General features: G+C 59.5%; 12 protein-coding genes. All 12 read left to right on the top strand.

Annotated features, from left to right (window positions below; genetic code table 11):
* Positions 1-26: 26 nt before the first annotated feature.
* The gene (gene murF / locus CRD20_RS01350; RefSeq protein ID WP_070854087.1) at positions 27-1,553 is read left to right on the top strand and encodes a UDP-N-acetylmuramoyl-tripeptide--D-alanyl-D-alanine ligase; all 1,527 of its coding nucleotides are present in this window, start codon (positions 27-29) and stop codon (positions 1,551-1,553) included.
* Positions 1,554-2,660, top strand: coding sequence for a phospho-N-acetylmuramoyl-pentapeptide-transferase (mraY, locus tag CRD20_RS01345; protein WP_016423002.1), 1,107 nt, complete (start codon positions 1,554-1,556; stop codon positions 2,658-2,660). It begins immediately after the preceding gene.
* Positions 2,657-4,135 carry a UDP-N-acetylmuramoyl-L-alanine--D-glutamate ligase gene (gene murD / locus CRD20_RS01340; RefSeq protein ID WP_016423001.1) on the top strand — a complete coding sequence of 493 codons (1,479 nt, stop codon included), beginning with the start codon at positions 2,657-2,659 and terminating at the stop codon, positions 4,133-4,135. The genes mraY and murD overlap by 4 nt, the downstream gene beginning before the upstream one ends.
* Positions 4,128-5,936: a putative lipid II flippase FtsW gene (gene ftsW, locus CRD20_RS01335; RefSeq protein ID WP_070429549.1), complete on the top strand. Its 1,809-nt coding sequence runs from the start codon at positions 4,128-4,130 to the stop codon at positions 5,934-5,936. The genes murD and ftsW overlap by 8 nt, the downstream gene beginning before the upstream one ends.
* Before the next feature lie 4 nt (positions 5,937-5,940).
* Positions 5,941-7,113: an undecaprenyldiphospho-muramoylpentapeptide beta-N-acetylglucosaminyltransferase gene (gene murG, locus CRD20_RS01330; protein WP_069359188.1), complete on the top strand. Its 1,173-nt coding sequence runs from the start codon at positions 5,941-5,943 to the stop codon at positions 7,111-7,113.
* 13 nt (positions 7,114-7,126) lie between these two features.
* Positions 7,127-8,620: a UDP-N-acetylmuramate--L-alanine ligase gene (gene murC / locus CRD20_RS01325; RefSeq protein ID WP_069359187.1), complete on the top strand. Its 1,494-nt coding sequence runs from the start codon at positions 7,127-7,129 to the stop codon at positions 8,618-8,620.
* Between the two features lie 4 nt (positions 8,621-8,624).
* The gene (locus CRD20_RS01320) at positions 8,625-9,401 is read left to right on the top strand and encodes a cell division protein FtsQ/DivIB (protein ID WP_049170266.1); all 777 of its coding nucleotides are present in this window, start codon (positions 8,625-8,627) and stop codon (positions 9,399-9,401) included.
* 268 nt (positions 9,402-9,669) lie between these two features.
* Positions 9,670-10,989, top strand: coding sequence for a cell division protein FtsZ (ftsZ, locus tag CRD20_RS01315; RefSeq protein ID WP_070566018.1), 1,320 nt, complete (start codon positions 9,670-9,672; stop codon positions 10,987-10,989).
* A gap of 6 nt (positions 10,990-10,995) precedes the next feature.
* Positions 10,996-11,718 carry a peptidoglycan editing factor PgeF gene (gene pgeF / locus CRD20_RS01310; RefSeq protein WP_016422995.1) on the top strand — a complete coding sequence of 241 codons (723 nt, stop codon included), beginning with the start codon at positions 10,996-10,998 and terminating at the stop codon, positions 11,716-11,718.
* Between the two features lie 122 nt (positions 11,719-11,840).
* Positions 11,841-12,362, top strand: a complete 522-nt coding sequence (gene sepF, locus CRD20_RS01305; protein ID WP_069359186.1) for a cell division protein SepF — start codon at positions 11,841-11,843, stop codon at positions 12,360-12,362.
* 63 nt (positions 12,363-12,425) lie between these two features.
* The gene (locus CRD20_RS01300; protein WP_048731166.1) at positions 12,426-12,725 is read left to right on the top strand and encodes a YggT family protein; all 300 of its coding nucleotides are present in this window, start codon (positions 12,426-12,428) and stop codon (positions 12,723-12,725) included.
* A gap of 398 nt (positions 12,726-13,123) precedes the next feature.
* Positions 13,124-14,137, top strand: a complete 1,014-nt coding sequence (locus CRD20_RS01295) for a DivIVA domain-containing protein (protein ID WP_049170271.1) — start codon at positions 13,124-13,126, stop codon at positions 14,135-14,137.
* Positions 14,138-14,382 lie beyond the last annotated feature (245 nt).

Below are 14,382 nucleotides of genomic sequence, written 5' to 3'. Positions count from 1 at the left end.
TCTAACCAACAAGGACTATAGACATCATGATTGCCCTGACCGCCGCGGAAATCGCTCACATCGTGGGAGGTGAACTCGCCCACGTCAATGATGACGCCACAGTGACTCAGCCCGCAGAATTCGACTCCCGAAAGATTCGCGAAGGCTCGCTCTTCCTCGCCCTGCCGGGCGCGCGTGTCGACGGCCACGACTTCATCGATCAGGCTGTAGCAGCTGGAGCGCCGATGGCACTGGCGGCACGAGATGTTGGGCAACCTGCGGTCGTCGTCAAGCCCCTTGGTAAGCAGGACTCCAATGCCGACGCATTTGCACACGATCCGGATGGTTCCGGGGCGGCGGTGCTGGAAGCGCTTGGTAAGTTGGCGCGTTACGTCGTCGACGAGTTGAAGAAGGATCAGCTGCATGTTGTCGGTGTGACGGGTTCGGCGGGAAAGACGTCGACGAAGGACATGATGGCGACGCTGCTGCGTACCGACGGTCCGACGGTGGCGCCGAAGGGGTCCTTTAACAACGAAATTGGGCATCCGTATACGGTGCTGCAGTGCACTCCGGAGACGAAGTACCTGGTTGCGGAGATGAGCGCACGCGGAATTGGGCATGTGGCCCACCTGGCGCGCATTGCGCCACCGACCATTGGTGCGGTGCTCAATGTTGGCACGGCGCACCTTGGTGAGTTTGGCTCGCGCGAGGCAATCGCGCAGGCTAAGGGCGAGCTCGTGGAAGCGCTGCCGGCTGCGGAGCAGGGCGGTGTGGCCGTACTCAATGCCGACGATGACTACGTCACTGGCATGGCTCCGCGTACCCAGGCGAAGGTGGTGTTCTTCTCTGCCGATGAGAACTCCGAACGCCACGCAACCGCGGATTACCGCGCCACGAATGTGCAGCTCGATGATTTTGCTCGTGCATCTTTTGACCTGCATGTACCGGATGGGCGTACATTCCCGATCCAACTGCAGGTCTATGGTGCGCACCAAGTGGCCAATGCCCTGGCGGCGATTGCGGTGGCAGTGGAGTCCGGTATTGATGCTGAGCAGGTCGCAAAGGCGATGGCTGCGCATGTGGCAGCGTCAGAGCGGCGCATGGATGTCCAGCAGCTCACTGGCAATATCGTCGTTATTAACGACTCCTACAATGCCAACCCTGATTCGATGCGTGCGGGGATTGACGCTCTGGCACGTACAGCAGCTGGCCCAACGCACCAGGACGCCTCATCGTGGGCGGTGCTTGGACAGATGGGTGAGCTTGGCGATTCCGCTGAAGATGAGCACTCGTCGCTTGGCGAGTACCTTGTGGGCCGCGGCATCGATCGACTAATTGCAGTCGGAGAGAGTTCTAATGTGCATGCCCTGGCCGACAAAGCGGAAGAGTTGGGGTTAAATACTTCTAGGGTGCCGGATACATCCACTGCCGCGGATTTGGTGGCGGCCGAGGTGCGTCCGGACGATGTGGTGTTAGTCAAGGCCTCCTATGCGGACGGTATGTGGCGGGTCGCGGACTCGCTGGCTGCCAAGGTTGGGACTACGCCCGAAGGTGAAAGCGGAGAGGAAAAGTAAGTGATTCAACTTATTCTCAGTGGTGCGATTGCATTTCTGGTGAGTGTCTTTTTAACACCAGTGCTTATTCGCAAATTCTCTGCTGAAGGTCTTGGCCAGGAGATCCGTGAAGAAGGGCCGAAGAGCCACCTGCGCAAGCGGGGAACTCCGACTATGGGCGGCATCGCCATCATCGCCGCAATCGTCGCTGGCTATTTCCTCTCACACCTCGTTACGTATATCCAGACTGGCGTGGGGCCGTCCGCCTCCGGTCTGTTGGTGATGTTCCTTGTTCTGGCGATGGGCGCATTGGGTTTTGCCGATGACTTCATCAAACTCTACAAAGGACGCAACCTGGGGCTGAACAAGACAGCGAAGCTGGTTGGGCAGCTGGCGGCAGCGCTGATTTTCGGCGTGCTGCTGCTGCAGTTCCCGGATGCGTCTGGCTTGACTCCCGGTTCGACGAGCTTGTCGCTGATTCGAGATATTCCGTTCCTGAATCTGGCACCGGGGCCTGTGTGGTTCGGCATGATTGTCTTCCTGGTATTTGTCTTCATCGTCATTGCCGCATGGACGAATGCCGTCAATCTCACTGATGGCCTTGACGGCCTGGCCGCTGGCGCCACCGCACTGCTACTGGCCACCTACACGCTGATTTCCTTCTGGCAGTTCCGTAACTCTTGCGAGGCTTCGCTGGGCAGCGGTTGCTACAACGTCCGCGATCCACTGGATATCGCCGTTATTTCCGTCGCGGGTCTGGGCGCCTGTTTGGGCTTCCTGTGGTGGAATGCAGCGCCGGCAAAGATCTTCATGGGAGATACCGGTTCGCTGGCTCTTGGCGGTTTGGTAGCGGGTCTGTCATTTGTCACCAAGACTGAGCTGCTGATGGTTATCATTGGCTTCATCTTCGTGATGGAAGTTGCTTCCGTGGCAATCCAGATCGCGGTTTTCCAAACGACTGGCAAGCGCGTATTCCGCATGGCTCCTCTCCATCACCACTTCGAAAACGGAGGTTGGGCGGAGACAACTGTTGTCGTTCGCTTCTGGCTACTCGCAGGCATTTTCAACATGATTGGCGCAGCCATCTTCTACAGTGACTGGCTCTCTCAGGTAGGCGTATTTCAATGATTAACTCACCAGACCCGACCAACCTCACCGATATCCGAAATCTCGACTTAGTCGCTACGGTGCGCTCTGGTCGAGTTCTGGTGGCAGGTGCCGGGGTTTCCGGTCGCGGTGCCATTGCGATGCTTAAGGACATCGGCTGTCCGGAAGTTGTCGTCGTGGACGACTCCGCGCTCGGCGCACTGGTTGCCGCTGACTTTTCGGTTCGGCATGTCACGACCGCAGACGCTCGCGACGAGCTTGCCGACGCGGTTGCGATCGTGACCTCCCCGGGGTGGCGTCCGACCAGTCCGCTGTTCGGCGCCGCCGCTGAGGCCGGTGTCCCGGTATTCGGTGATGTGGCGCTGGCTTTCGCCGGCGACTGTGCCCAGCTGTGGGGTCCGAAACGGACCTGGTTGGTAGTCACCGGCACTAACGGCAAGACCACAACCACCTCCATGCTGGCCGCCATGCTCGGGGAGCAGGGCGCAGCTGTGGGCAACATTGGTGTGGCTCTGTACGACGCACTGACTGCTGAGCCTCGTATCGAGGTGTTGGCCGCAGAGCTGTCCAGCTTCCAGCTGCACTGGGCTCCAAACATTCGCCCAGATGCGGGAGTACTGCTGAACCTGGCGGAAGACCACATCGACTGGCACGGTTCTTACGAAAACTACGGTCTGGACAAGACCCGTGCGCTGCGCGGTACTGTCGCAATCTACGGTGCGGATGACGCAGATGTCGTCGAGCACGTGGAAAAGATGCTGAAAAACGACGAGCTCGGCAACTCCGTCGTGGGCTTTACCGATGGTCCCCCGGAGGCACACCAGGTCGGAGTTCGCGACGGCATGATTGTCGACCGTGCTTTTGGCGGCGGCGATGCCGCAGCTGACGACTCTGGTCCGGGCATTGTCATCGCACCGGTAGCGGGAATTTCTCCTCCCGGCCGGGCAGGTGTTCTCGACGCGGTGGCCGCCACTGCGATGGCGCGCAGTATCGGTACCTCACCGGAGCAAATTGCAGCGGCATTGGAGACTTTCGAAGTTCGGGCACACCGCGGTCAGATTGTCCATAAGGCAAATGATGTCGTGTGGATTGATGACTCCAAGGCCACCAACCCCCACGCTGCCGACGCTGCACTGTCCGGTCATGAGCGTGTCGTTTGGATCGTCGGTGGTCAGCTCAAGGGCGCGGAAATCTCGCCGCTAGTGGCGAAGCATGCTCATCGCCTGCAGGCCGCCGTGGTTCTGGGCGTCGATAGGCAACTAGTCAGCGATGCGCTCTCCCGCATCGCACCTGCTGTGCCGGTCGTTGTCATTGATGACACTGACAAGGTCGATGCCATGGCAAAGGTCTGTATGGCAGCTAGTGAATATGCCAACCCTGGGGATGTGGTGCTGTTGGCACCAGCTGCCGCCAGCTTGGACATGTACTCCGGTATGGCTGAACGCGGCGACTTGTTCGCGCAATGGGCGCAGAAGGTGACGTCAACTGATGGATAACTCCCGCAAGGCTCGTAATTTAAGCGCTAGCGCCGCGACGGCACAAAAGGGGACGAAGGCTACCAGTTCACAGCGGCCCTCGTCGTCAAGCTCTAGTGCTCGAGAGCGGCCGGCGTGGGTGGAGCGTTTTAACGACTGGAAGTCGCGTCCGCTGTTCGACTACCACCTACTGATGATCATCGTCGCGCTGCTGACGTCGATAGGCCTGGTGATGGTGCTGTCGGCATCCATGGCCAGCGCGGGTAACGACTCGGGCAGCGTGTGGTCGGTGTTCATCCGTCAGCTGGTCATGGTGGTGGCGGGTCTTATCTCCATGTGGATCGTGCTGCGAATGCGGGTGGAATTGATTCGCTCGCTATCGACAGCAGCGCTGATTTTGTCCTTTGTGCTGCTGGTTTTGGTGATTATCCCTGGTATCGGCATCGGCCTGGAGGAAACCGGTGCGCGTTCGTGGCTGAGTATTGGTGGTATCACCATGCAGCCATCAGAAATCGCGAAGATCGCGCTGGCACTGTGGGGTTCGAAGCTGCTGGCTGAAAAGGTCCGCACTGCTGTGTCCTATACCGATTTGTTCGGGCTGTTCGGTGCGGTCAGCTTCGTGGTATTGGCACTGGTGATGCTGCAGCGTGACCTCGGCATGGTTGCTTCCATGGCGTTCGTCGTGGTGGCGTTGGCGTGGTTTGCTGGCCTGCCGCGAGTATTCATCACCGGGCTGCTTGCCGCTGCGGCTTTCGCCCTGGTGATTTTTACCGTCACCGCGGGGTTCCGTTCGGCGCGAATCAGGGTCTACTTGGACTCGCTGCTCGGTAACTTCAACGATGTGCAGGGAGATGCCTATCAGTCCTACCAAGGCTTTCTTTCGCTTGCCGACGGATCTCTCACCGGTGTCGGTCTTGGTCAGTCGAGCGCGAAGTGGGGATACCTACCGGAGGCGAAGAATGACTTCATTTTCGCCATTATCGGTGAGGAGACTGGTTTCCTCGGCGCGCTGATGGTTATTTTGCTCTACGCAGCGCTCGGCTGGGTGGGACTTCGTATCGCCGGTCGCCAGAACGATCCGTTTCTCCGTTTGCTCGCGGGCACGATTACTGCTGCAACCGTGGTGCAGGCTTTCATCAACATCGGCTACGTCGTCGGTGCGTTGCCAGTGACTGGTCTGCAGCTGCCGTTGATTTCCGCCGGTGGTACATCGGCGATGGTGACGTTGTTCTCAATGGGCCTGCTAGCCACATGTGCCCGCCACGAATCGGAAGCAGTCTCTGCAATGCAGACTTCGGGACGTCCGGGGCTGGACAGGTTCCTGGGTATACCGGAGCCAATCCCGTATGACGAATCGCGTCGCCACGCGCCGAAGGTGCGTGCCCATCGCGATCCGCAACGCTTCGGTCCTCCCGTGGTGACCAGTGGAGCGCGTACTCCACGCGGCGAGGGGGCGCAGGTGCGGGAAACCTACAGTGGCCGAGCTGACCGACCCAATCGGGCCGGCCGTAGTGGAGGCAGCCGCAGTGGTCGAGGTGCCGCCCCGCAGCGTGGCTCCCGAACCTCCGGCAGCTCCGGAAACTCGGGCAGCGTTCGTGGCCGCGAAGTGGATTATTCCTCTCGTAGTGACAACGGACGGACGCGGGGATTTACAGCGAGGTCGCCGCGGGCTGGACGGTCACAGGGCTCCTGGTCGTCGTCAAGCTCAGGCCGGGGCAGTAGGATTCGGGGCGAAGGCCGTGGCGGACAGTCGCGTTCGCGCCAGCGCCCGGGCCGAAACAATAGGAACGGCGGTTCAGCACCGCGGAGGAGGAATCGATAACACCATGGCAGACAAGAATCTGGGCGCAGCCGCTGGGGCGAAAGGCGCTTCGGAGTCTGAGCAGTTTCTCAAGGAAGATGGCTCTGCTCCGACCATTGTGGTGGCCGGCGGTGGTACGGCTGGCCATATCGAACCCGCATTGGCTGTGGCGGATGCGATTTTGAACCTGCAGCCGGAAGCCCGCGTCATTGCACTCGGTACGAATCGGGGGTTGGAGTCAACCCTCGTACCGGCGCGAGGCTATGACCTGGAGCTGATTCCGCCAGTGCCGGTGCCGCGCAAGCCGACTGCGGATTTGTTCAAGCTGCCTCTCAACGTCGCTCGTGCGGTGCGTGAGACCCGCAAGGTTTTCAAGCGCATTGACGCTGATGCGGTCATCGGCTTTGGTGGCTACGTATCGGCACCGGCCTACATGGCGTGCCGTGCGGGGAAGAAGATTCCGTTCCTGGTTCACGAGGCCAACGCCCGTGCGGGTCTGGCCAATAAGCTCGGTGTCGCACTCGGGGGCGTCGGCTTGGCCGCCGTGACTGGCTCTGGTCTGAAGGCCGAGGTCGTTGGCAATCCCGTGCGTGCCAGCCTCGCGGCGCTGGACCGCGACGCCAAGCGTGCCGAGGCCCGCGAGTTCTTCGGTTTACCGCAGGAGGGACCGGTGCTCTTTGTCACCGGTGGTTCGCAGGGGGCACGTTCCATCAACGAAGCTGTTACCGGTGCAGCCGCAGAGCTCGCCAACGCCGGTGTATCTGTACTGCATGCCTACGGCAAGAAGAATCACGTCGAGGTCGAGGCTATCCGCGAGGACGCTCCCTATGTCGCTGTGCCGTACATCGACCGGATGGATCTGGCATACTCCGCCGCCGACCTGATTTTGTGCCGTTCCGGTGCGATGACGGTGGCTGAAGTCTCAGCTGTCGGCTTGCCTGCGGTGTATGTACCGCTGCCACACGGAAATGGGGAACAGGCGCTCAACGCCACCGATGTCATCGATGCTGGTGGCGGTATTCTCATCGCCGACGAGTCGCTGACTGCGGCATCAGTTTCGGATATCGTGATTCCGCTGGTCACGTCCCCAGAAAAGCTTGCCGACGGGCGCCGCGCCCTGGCCAACATTGGACATGGTAACGCTGCGGAGAACATTGCCCGTCGGGTGCTTTCTGCGGCTGTGAACCCTAAGAAGTAAAGCGAGCATAAACATGAACGTTAATTTCGATGACTTTCAGCCGGTAACGGGAGAGCTGCCCGCAAGTGTCCACATGATTGGCATTGGCGGTGCCGGTATGTCCGGTATCGCTCGCATCCTGTTGGCTCGTGGCATTCGTGTTACCGGTTCCGATGTCAAGGAGTCCCGCGCGGTGGTGGGACTGCGTGCGATGGGAGCCACCATCGCCATTGGCCATGACCGTACGAATCTTGAGCTTGCTGGCGAGGGAGAGCTGCCGGACGCAGTGGTCATTTCCTTCGCTGCTATCCCGAAGACGAATCCGGAGCTGGCCGGTGCACATGAGCTGGACATTCCGGTGCTCAAGCGCTCCGATGTGTTAGCGCTGTTGATGCAGGATTCCAAGGCTCTCCTGATCGCCGGTACTCACGGCAAAACCTCGACTACATCGATGACTGTCGCCGCTTTGCAGGCAGCTGGTTTGGATCCGTCTTTTGCCGTTGGCGGTCTGATGAGCAAGGCCGGCGTCAATGCTCACCAGGGCAGTGGTGACGTTTTTGTTGCTGAGGCCGATGAGTCGGATGCCTCGCTGTTGACCTACCAGCCGGAAGTGGCCGTAATTACCAACATCGAGCCCGATCACCTTGACTTTTTCGGTGACGACGAGACCTACTACGCCGTCTTTGACGCTTTTGCAGAGCGCATTAAGGATGGCGGTCATCTGGTCATCTGTGCTGAGGATCCGCATGCGGCCGCATTGGGCGAGCGCGCGGTGGAGCGCGGCATTAACGTGCTGGCTTATGGTGGGGAAGAAGCCTTGGCTAAACACCCGACGCTGCCGGTCGGTGCCGTTTTGCACGGCTGGACTCCCGTCGGTGGTGGCGCCCGCGTGGAGGCCACTGTTGGCTCGACATCGGTGAGGTTTGAACTGCATCAGCCCGGCCGTCACATGGCGCTCAACGCGCTGGCCGCAATGGTTGGTGGCGACTGCGTCGGGGCAGATTTGGGGCGTATGGCGCGCGGTCTCGGTGAATTCACCGGTGTCCGTCGCCGCTTTGACTACCACGGCAGTATCGGCGAGGGGCCATTTGTTGGCGCTCGTATCTACGACGACTACGCGCATCACCCGACCGAGGTCTCCGCAGTTCTCGGCGCAGCTCGGGAGTTGGTCACCGAGGCCGGTCGTGGCAAGGTCATCGCTGTGTTCCAGCCTCACTTGTACTCGCGTACTCGCAACTTTGCCGACGAGTTCGCTGCCGCCCTGTCTCTGGCGGACAAGGCCGTATTGCTCGATGTCTTCGGCGCCCGCGAGGAGCCACTGCCGGGCGTCGACGGCGCGCTCATTGCCAACAAAATGACCATCCCTGTGACGTATGAGCCGCATTTCACCAGCGTCCCGGCTCGCGTTCGCGAAATCGCCGAACCGCACGATGTCATTCTGACCATCGGCGCTGGCTCTGTGACGATGCTTGCCGACGAAATCGTGCGCGAGCTCAGCGGAGACAACGACGAACAGGTGGAGTCGTAGCACTGTGAAAACCAGCCGAAAGCAATCTCAGCAGACCGACGGTGCAGGCCGGGGCACAACAGCGTCGCGGCGTCGGCGTTCAGCGCGCGCCCCGCGACGCGGCTGGCTCATCGGCGGTGGCCTGGTCGCGATTATCGCCATCGTTGCAGCGGTGGTGTGGTTTTCGCCGTGGCTGGTTGTGAAAAACATCGATGTTGAGGGCGTCGTCCACGGGGATAAAGACGCGATTGTCGAGGCCAGTGGTATCTCCGAGAATCAAAAGCTCATTCGCTTGGACACGGATGCCTCAGCGCGCTCCGTGGCGGGGCAGCCGTGGGTCGATAGCGTGACGGTCAGTCGTTCGTGGCCGCAGGGCGTGACTATTTCGGTACGGGAATTCACCCCGGTGGTGTTTGTCCGTGCCACTGACGGAGAGCATCTGTTTTCCGCAAATGGTCAGGAGTTCGTCACGGCAGCCCCGCCGGCGGGTGTCATCGAGGTTGTTGATGCACCTCGCGTGGATGAGCCAACAGACGGCAAAGTTGACCCCGAACCGCGCGTTATCAAGGCGGTTTTGAACGTCGTCAAGGCGTTGCCAGAGCCCGTTGCACACCGTGTGGAGCGGATTAGCGCTCCTTCCGAGGCAGAAATCAAGCTATTTCTGACCGATGGATACGAGGTGTACTTCGGGTCCTCGGATAATGCGGCAGAAAAGGCACGCGCGACGGAGATTGTGCTGAACCGTGGCGAGAAGATTTGGAATGTCTCCAACCCCCGACTACCCGCTGCTAAGGGAGAGTAGAGAATGGTGGTGTCTGGAGTGATTTCTGTGGCTAAACACTATCCCTCAAGTGCAGGTTTAAGGTAGCGACACGCGCTAAAAGGTCGCTGAATTATTTGCAGTTTTCGACCACAATGGGGTCAACAGCTTTTCGGCCATGATGCACTTCTTCCGTGCGGTGTCATGGAGAGCTGTACTGCCCGGCGGTGCCAATGCTGTCGTGCGGACCATGTGCAACGTGGCTAGATGAAATTATTTAGGACCTATAGGAAAGGGCGAGAAACGCGCAATGACCTCCCCGAATAACTACCTCGCCGTTATCAAAGTCGTCGGTGTCGGCGGCGGTGGCGTCAATGCTGTCAACCGCATGATCGAGGAGGGGCTGAAGGGTGTCGAATTTATCGCAGTCAACACCGACTCGCAGGCCCTGATGTTCTCCGACGCTGATGTCAAGCTCGACATTGGGCGTGAGGCAACTCGTGGTCTGGGAGCTGGCGCTAACCCCGAGGTTGGCCGCACTTCCGCGGAAGACCACAAGGACGAGATTGAAGAGACCCTCAAGGGCGCCGACATGGTCTTCGTTACCGCAGGTGAGGGCGGTGGAACCGGTACCGGTGCAGCTCCGGTTGTCGCGAGCATCGCCAAGAAGTCCGGTGCCCTGACTGTTGGTGTCGTAACCAAGCCGTTCGACTTCGAGGGCAAGCGCCGTGCACGCCAGGCCGCCGAGGGCATTGAAACCCTCAAGGAGGTCTGTGACACCCTTATCACCATTCCGAACCAGCGTCTGCTGCAGATTGGTGAGCAGGATCTGTCCATGATGGACGCGTTCCGCTTCGCCGACGAGATTCTTTACAACGGTGTCCAGGGTATTACTGACCTGATTACCATTCCGGGCATGATTAACGTCGACTTCGCCGACGTCCGCTCGGTAATGGCTGAGGCTGGCTCGGCTCTGATGGGCGTTGGTTCCGCACGCGGCGACGACCGTGTGATGAACGCCGCTACTCAGGCCATTAACTCCCCGCTGCTGGAGTCCACCATGGATGGTGCACAGGGTGTGCTTATTTCCGTCGCCGGTGGCTCCGACCTGGGCTTGATGGAGGTCAACGCCGCCGCGTCCATCGTGGAGGAAAAGGCTGATCCGGATGCCAACATCATCTTCGGTACCATCATCGACGACAACCTCGGTGACGAAGTTCGCGTCACTGTGATCGCTACCGGTTTTGAGCAGGGTAACGGCAACCCGCTGGACAAGCCAGCCGCAGGTGCCGCTGCACGTCCGGCTGCACAGGATGCCGAGGCGCGTCCGGCCGCTGAGCAGGCACCGCGACAGGGCAGCGCACTGCCGGGCGGTGACAACCTCGGCGCTCCGGCCCCGCGTGCGGAGGAAGAGCGCCCGGTCGCGCAGCCGCGCGAGCGTGAGGATCGCGACCGCTTTGTCCCGCGCACCAACCCGAACAGCGGTGGTCTGTTCACCGACAACCCGACACCGCGTACGCAGGAATACCGCAACTACCGTGGTGCTCACCGTTCCGAGGATCGCGATGACCGCGACGACCGTCGTGGCGGCTACCAGGCTTCCAGCGACCTGCCGGAGTGGGGCTTCTAAGAAATCATGACTGAATCCCGCCGCAGCCGAAAAATTCTGACGAATCGGCGCGGCGGGTTTTCGCTGCCACCATATGATTCCTTCAATCTTGGAGATCATGTCGGCGATGACCCGTCCGCAGTCGAACGCAACCGCCAGCGCTTGGCCGATTCTCTGGGAATCGACCGTGCCCGCTTCGTCTACATGGAGCAGCTTCACACCAACACGGTCACCGTCGTCAACGAACCACAAACTGAGCCTGTCTCGGCTACCGACGCCATCGTCACGACCACGCCGGGTCTCGCGCTGGTAGTGCTCGTTGCCGATTGCGTTCCCGTCTTGCTTTCCGACGATTATGCGGGTGTCGCCGCTGCGGTACACGCAGGGCGGACCGGTGCCCGCAACGGAATCGTTCGTAAATCTGTCGAGAAGATGATTGAGCTCGGTGCCACGCCCGAGAATATCCATGCGCTTCTCGGTGCGGCGGCTTCTGGCCACAATTACGAGGTGCCTGAGTCGATGGCCGATGACGTCGATAAGCATTTGCCCGGAGCGAAGATGCGAACGAAGCAGGGGACTGCCGGTGTCGACGTGCGCGCCGGCCTGATGCGTCAGCTCTATGACCTCGGTGTACGGCATGTCAATGTCGAGCCCAGCTGCACTATTGAAAATGAGCAGTACTTTTCCTACCGGCGGGAGGGGAAGACTGGCCGTCAGGCGGGCATCGTAATCCTGCCTGAGCAGGGCTAAGTTTCAAAGTTGTAATTTTGGCGCGCCAAATTTGCGCGTGTCTATGCGATATTGCCAACCCAGCCGGTAGGTTGTGGGTAGCACAGACTTAAATTCGCACACTAAGAAGGACGTAGCAGAAGATGGCTGATTTCTTCCGTGGGGTTTCAAATTTTTTCGGTCTTACCCCGACTGATGACGCGGCTTACGACGAGCACTACGACGAGTTTGACCGCCGTGACGAGGAGCGTTTTGATGACTCCTATGCCGACTCGCTTCGTGCGGAGCGCCACCGCTACGAGCTGCGCGAAGAGGCTCCACGTGAGACTGCAAGTGTGAACTCCCGCGAGGAGGACTACCGCTACGGCAACCTGCACTCCGTTGCTGAGACCAAGGAACCGGAGCAGGTCTTCATCAAGCCGGAAAGTGGTTTCCAGGACAAGTACTCCAAGGCTCCGGACATCGGTTCGCACTTCCGCGACGGTGACATTGTCACCTTCGATCTGAGTGAGCTTGACCCATCTGAGGCTAAGCGCTACGTCGACTTCGTTGCTGGACTGGTTTTCGGTCTGCGCGGTCGAATCAAGGCTGACGGCTCCGTGTTCACCCTGTACCCGCATGGCTGCGATGTCAACGAGGGCCAGTTCGACCGGATGTCCGGCTAGTCAGCCGGCTCGCATGGCTTGTTAGTGTTTCGTATTTCGATTAATTAGCTAGACTGTTTATTCGTGTCTTCACTACTGCTAGTTCTGCTAATCCTGCTGAAGCTTTTCACCTATCTGCTGTTGGCTCGCATTGTGATTGAAATGATTCAGTCATTTTCTCGCTCTTGGCGACCAGGCAGGGTGTTTTCGTCGATTGGCGAAGTTGTTTTTGTCATTACCGACCCGCCGGTGAAGCTGTTGCGCCGACTCATCCCGCCTATGCCGATGGGCAACGTGATGGTGGACATGTCTGTGCTTGTTTTGTTCTTCATCCTTATGATTCTGCGAATGGTGCTGCAGGTAGCTCTCGGCGCGGTGGCGTAAATATCGCTAACTGTTTGCTTGGGATTCACAATGTGGATTTCGGTGGAGCTGTGTTGTTTTGACTGTCCCGAATGCGATGTTCTCGGGCATTGAATTGCCGCCGGGGGTGTTAATCGGGGGCAACAATAGGAACCCGTTGGGGAATGTAATCCCCAATGGGTTTTTATTGTGTCGGGGGTAAAGTTCTGTGGCTAAAGGTGCAGGGTAAGGGCGAGGTTTAACGTTTTACTAGAACTTTGCCATTGGTTAGAACGTGGGGGATGGAGTCCTGCCCAAAATAAATGGGGTGAGGACTGTGACTAGAGCAGGTAGGATTGGCCGGGTAAACAGTACTACTGGAAATAATTCTCTTAAGATTTCTTAAGAACTGTCCGCTCAAAGTGTTAGGGGAACTCACCATGCCGTTGACTCCGGCTGATGTGCATAATGTGGCTTTCAGCAAGCCTCCGATTGGCAAGCGTGGTTACAACGAGGACGAGGTCGATCAGTTCCTCGACCTCGTAGAGGACGCACTGGGTGAGCTCCAGGATGAAAACGCTGAGCTGCGCCAGCGGGTTGAGGACCTTGAGGGTCAGCTAGAGCAGGGTGGCGGCGCAGACTACGCTGCTTCCGGTGCTGCCGCTGCGGCGCCGGCTGTCGATGAGGACAAGCTGCGCAAGGAAATTGAGCAGGAGCTGCGCGCTGAGTACAACGAGCGCCTGAGCGCTCAGCAGCAGGAGATTGAGGCTCACTACCAGGATCGTCTGGATGCTCTTGAGAAGCGTGCTTCTGAGGCAGAGGCTTCTGCACAGCAGGCTTCCTCCGCAGCTGCGGAGCAGCCGCAGGCAGTTGCAGCAAGCACCGGCACCGAGTCGCAGGAAGTTAGCCTCCGCGCTGCTCGTATCCTGCAGGCTGCTCAGGACACCGCTGATCGCGTCACCACTGACGCCGACGCTGAGGCCAACAAGCTTGTCACCGAGGCTCGTGAAAACGCTGACCGCACCGTGGCAGAGGCCAATGAAGAGGCCGAGCGCACTATCACCAACGCTCGCAATGAGGCAGAAGCAACTTTGGCTGATGCCAAGAAGCGCAGTGAGCAGCTGTTGGCTGATGCCCGTAACGAGTCTGAGTCGACCCTCACTGACGCTCGCCAGCGCAGCGAGCAGATGATCAGCGACGCAGACGCTCGCTCTAACGCCACCATCACCGCAGCGCAGCAGAAGGCAACCGCGCTGCAGGACGATGCAGAGCGCAAGCACCACGAGATCATGACCACCGTCAAGGAGCAGCAGACCGCTCTGGAGGGGCGCATCGAGGAGCTGCACATCTTCGAGCGCGAGTACCGCACTCGCCTGAAGACCTTCCTGGAGTCCCAGCTCGACGACCTGAACTCTCGCGAGTCGGCTGCCCCGGCCGACGGCTACAACAACTAGTTATGTAGCCAACACGTAGAAAACCACCACGCTCGGCTCCCCAGGGAGGGGAGGCAGAGCGCGGTGGTTTTTGCTATCTTTCCCTGCGAACCAATCGCATTCTTTGTTCCGGTCAGGGTTGTAGTAGTTGCCTGAGACACTGCTATACTGACACCCATACGCGCAATGAGCCGGCCATCACCGGGGAGCGTTTCGGAAGAACAGTCCAGTAGAAAATGGGCCCAGTAGAACCGAACGGTTTGGCA

Origin of the sequence: Corynebacterium sp. LK33 (assembly GCF_014334955.1) — a bacterium.
Taxonomy (GTDB): Bacteria; Actinomycetota; Actinomycetes; order Mycobacteriales; family Mycobacteriaceae; genus Corynebacterium; species Corynebacterium jeikeium_D.
This window is presented reverse-complemented; position numbering and strand designations above follow the sequence as displayed.

Bases quoted from the DNA above. Each gene is read 5' to 3' on its own strand.
- murF (WP_070854087.1), top strand. From the start codon at position 27: ATGATTGCCCTGACCGCCGCGGAAATCGCTCACATCGTGGGAGGTGAA.
- murD (WP_016423001.1), top strand. From the start codon at position 2,657: ATGATTAACTCACCAGACCCGACCAACCTCACCGATATCCGAAATCTC.
- ftsW (WP_070429549.1), top strand. From the start codon at position 4,128: ATGGATAACTCCCGCAAGGCTCGTAATTTAAGCGCTAGCGCCGCGACG.
- murG (WP_069359188.1), top strand. From the start codon at position 5,941: ATGGCAGACAAGAATCTGGGCGCAGCCGCTGGGGCGAAAGGCGCTTCG.
- murC (WP_069359187.1), top strand. From the start codon at position 7,127: ATGAACGTTAATTTCGATGACTTTCAGCCGGTAACGGGAGAGCTGCCC.
- ftsZ (WP_070566018.1), top strand. From the start codon at position 9,670: ATGACCTCCCCGAATAACTACCTCGCCGTTATCAAAGTCGTCGGTGTC.
- pgeF (WP_016422995.1), top strand. From the start codon at position 10,996: ATGACTGAATCCCGCCGCAGCCGAAAAATTCTGACGAATCGGCGCGGC.
- sepF (WP_069359186.1), top strand. From the start codon at position 11,841: ATGGCTGATTTCTTCCGTGGGGTTTCAAATTTTTTCGGTCTTACCCCG.
- CRD20_RS01295 (WP_049170271.1), top strand. From the start codon at position 13,124: ATGCCGTTGACTCCGGCTGATGTGCATAATGTGGCTTTCAGCAAGCCT.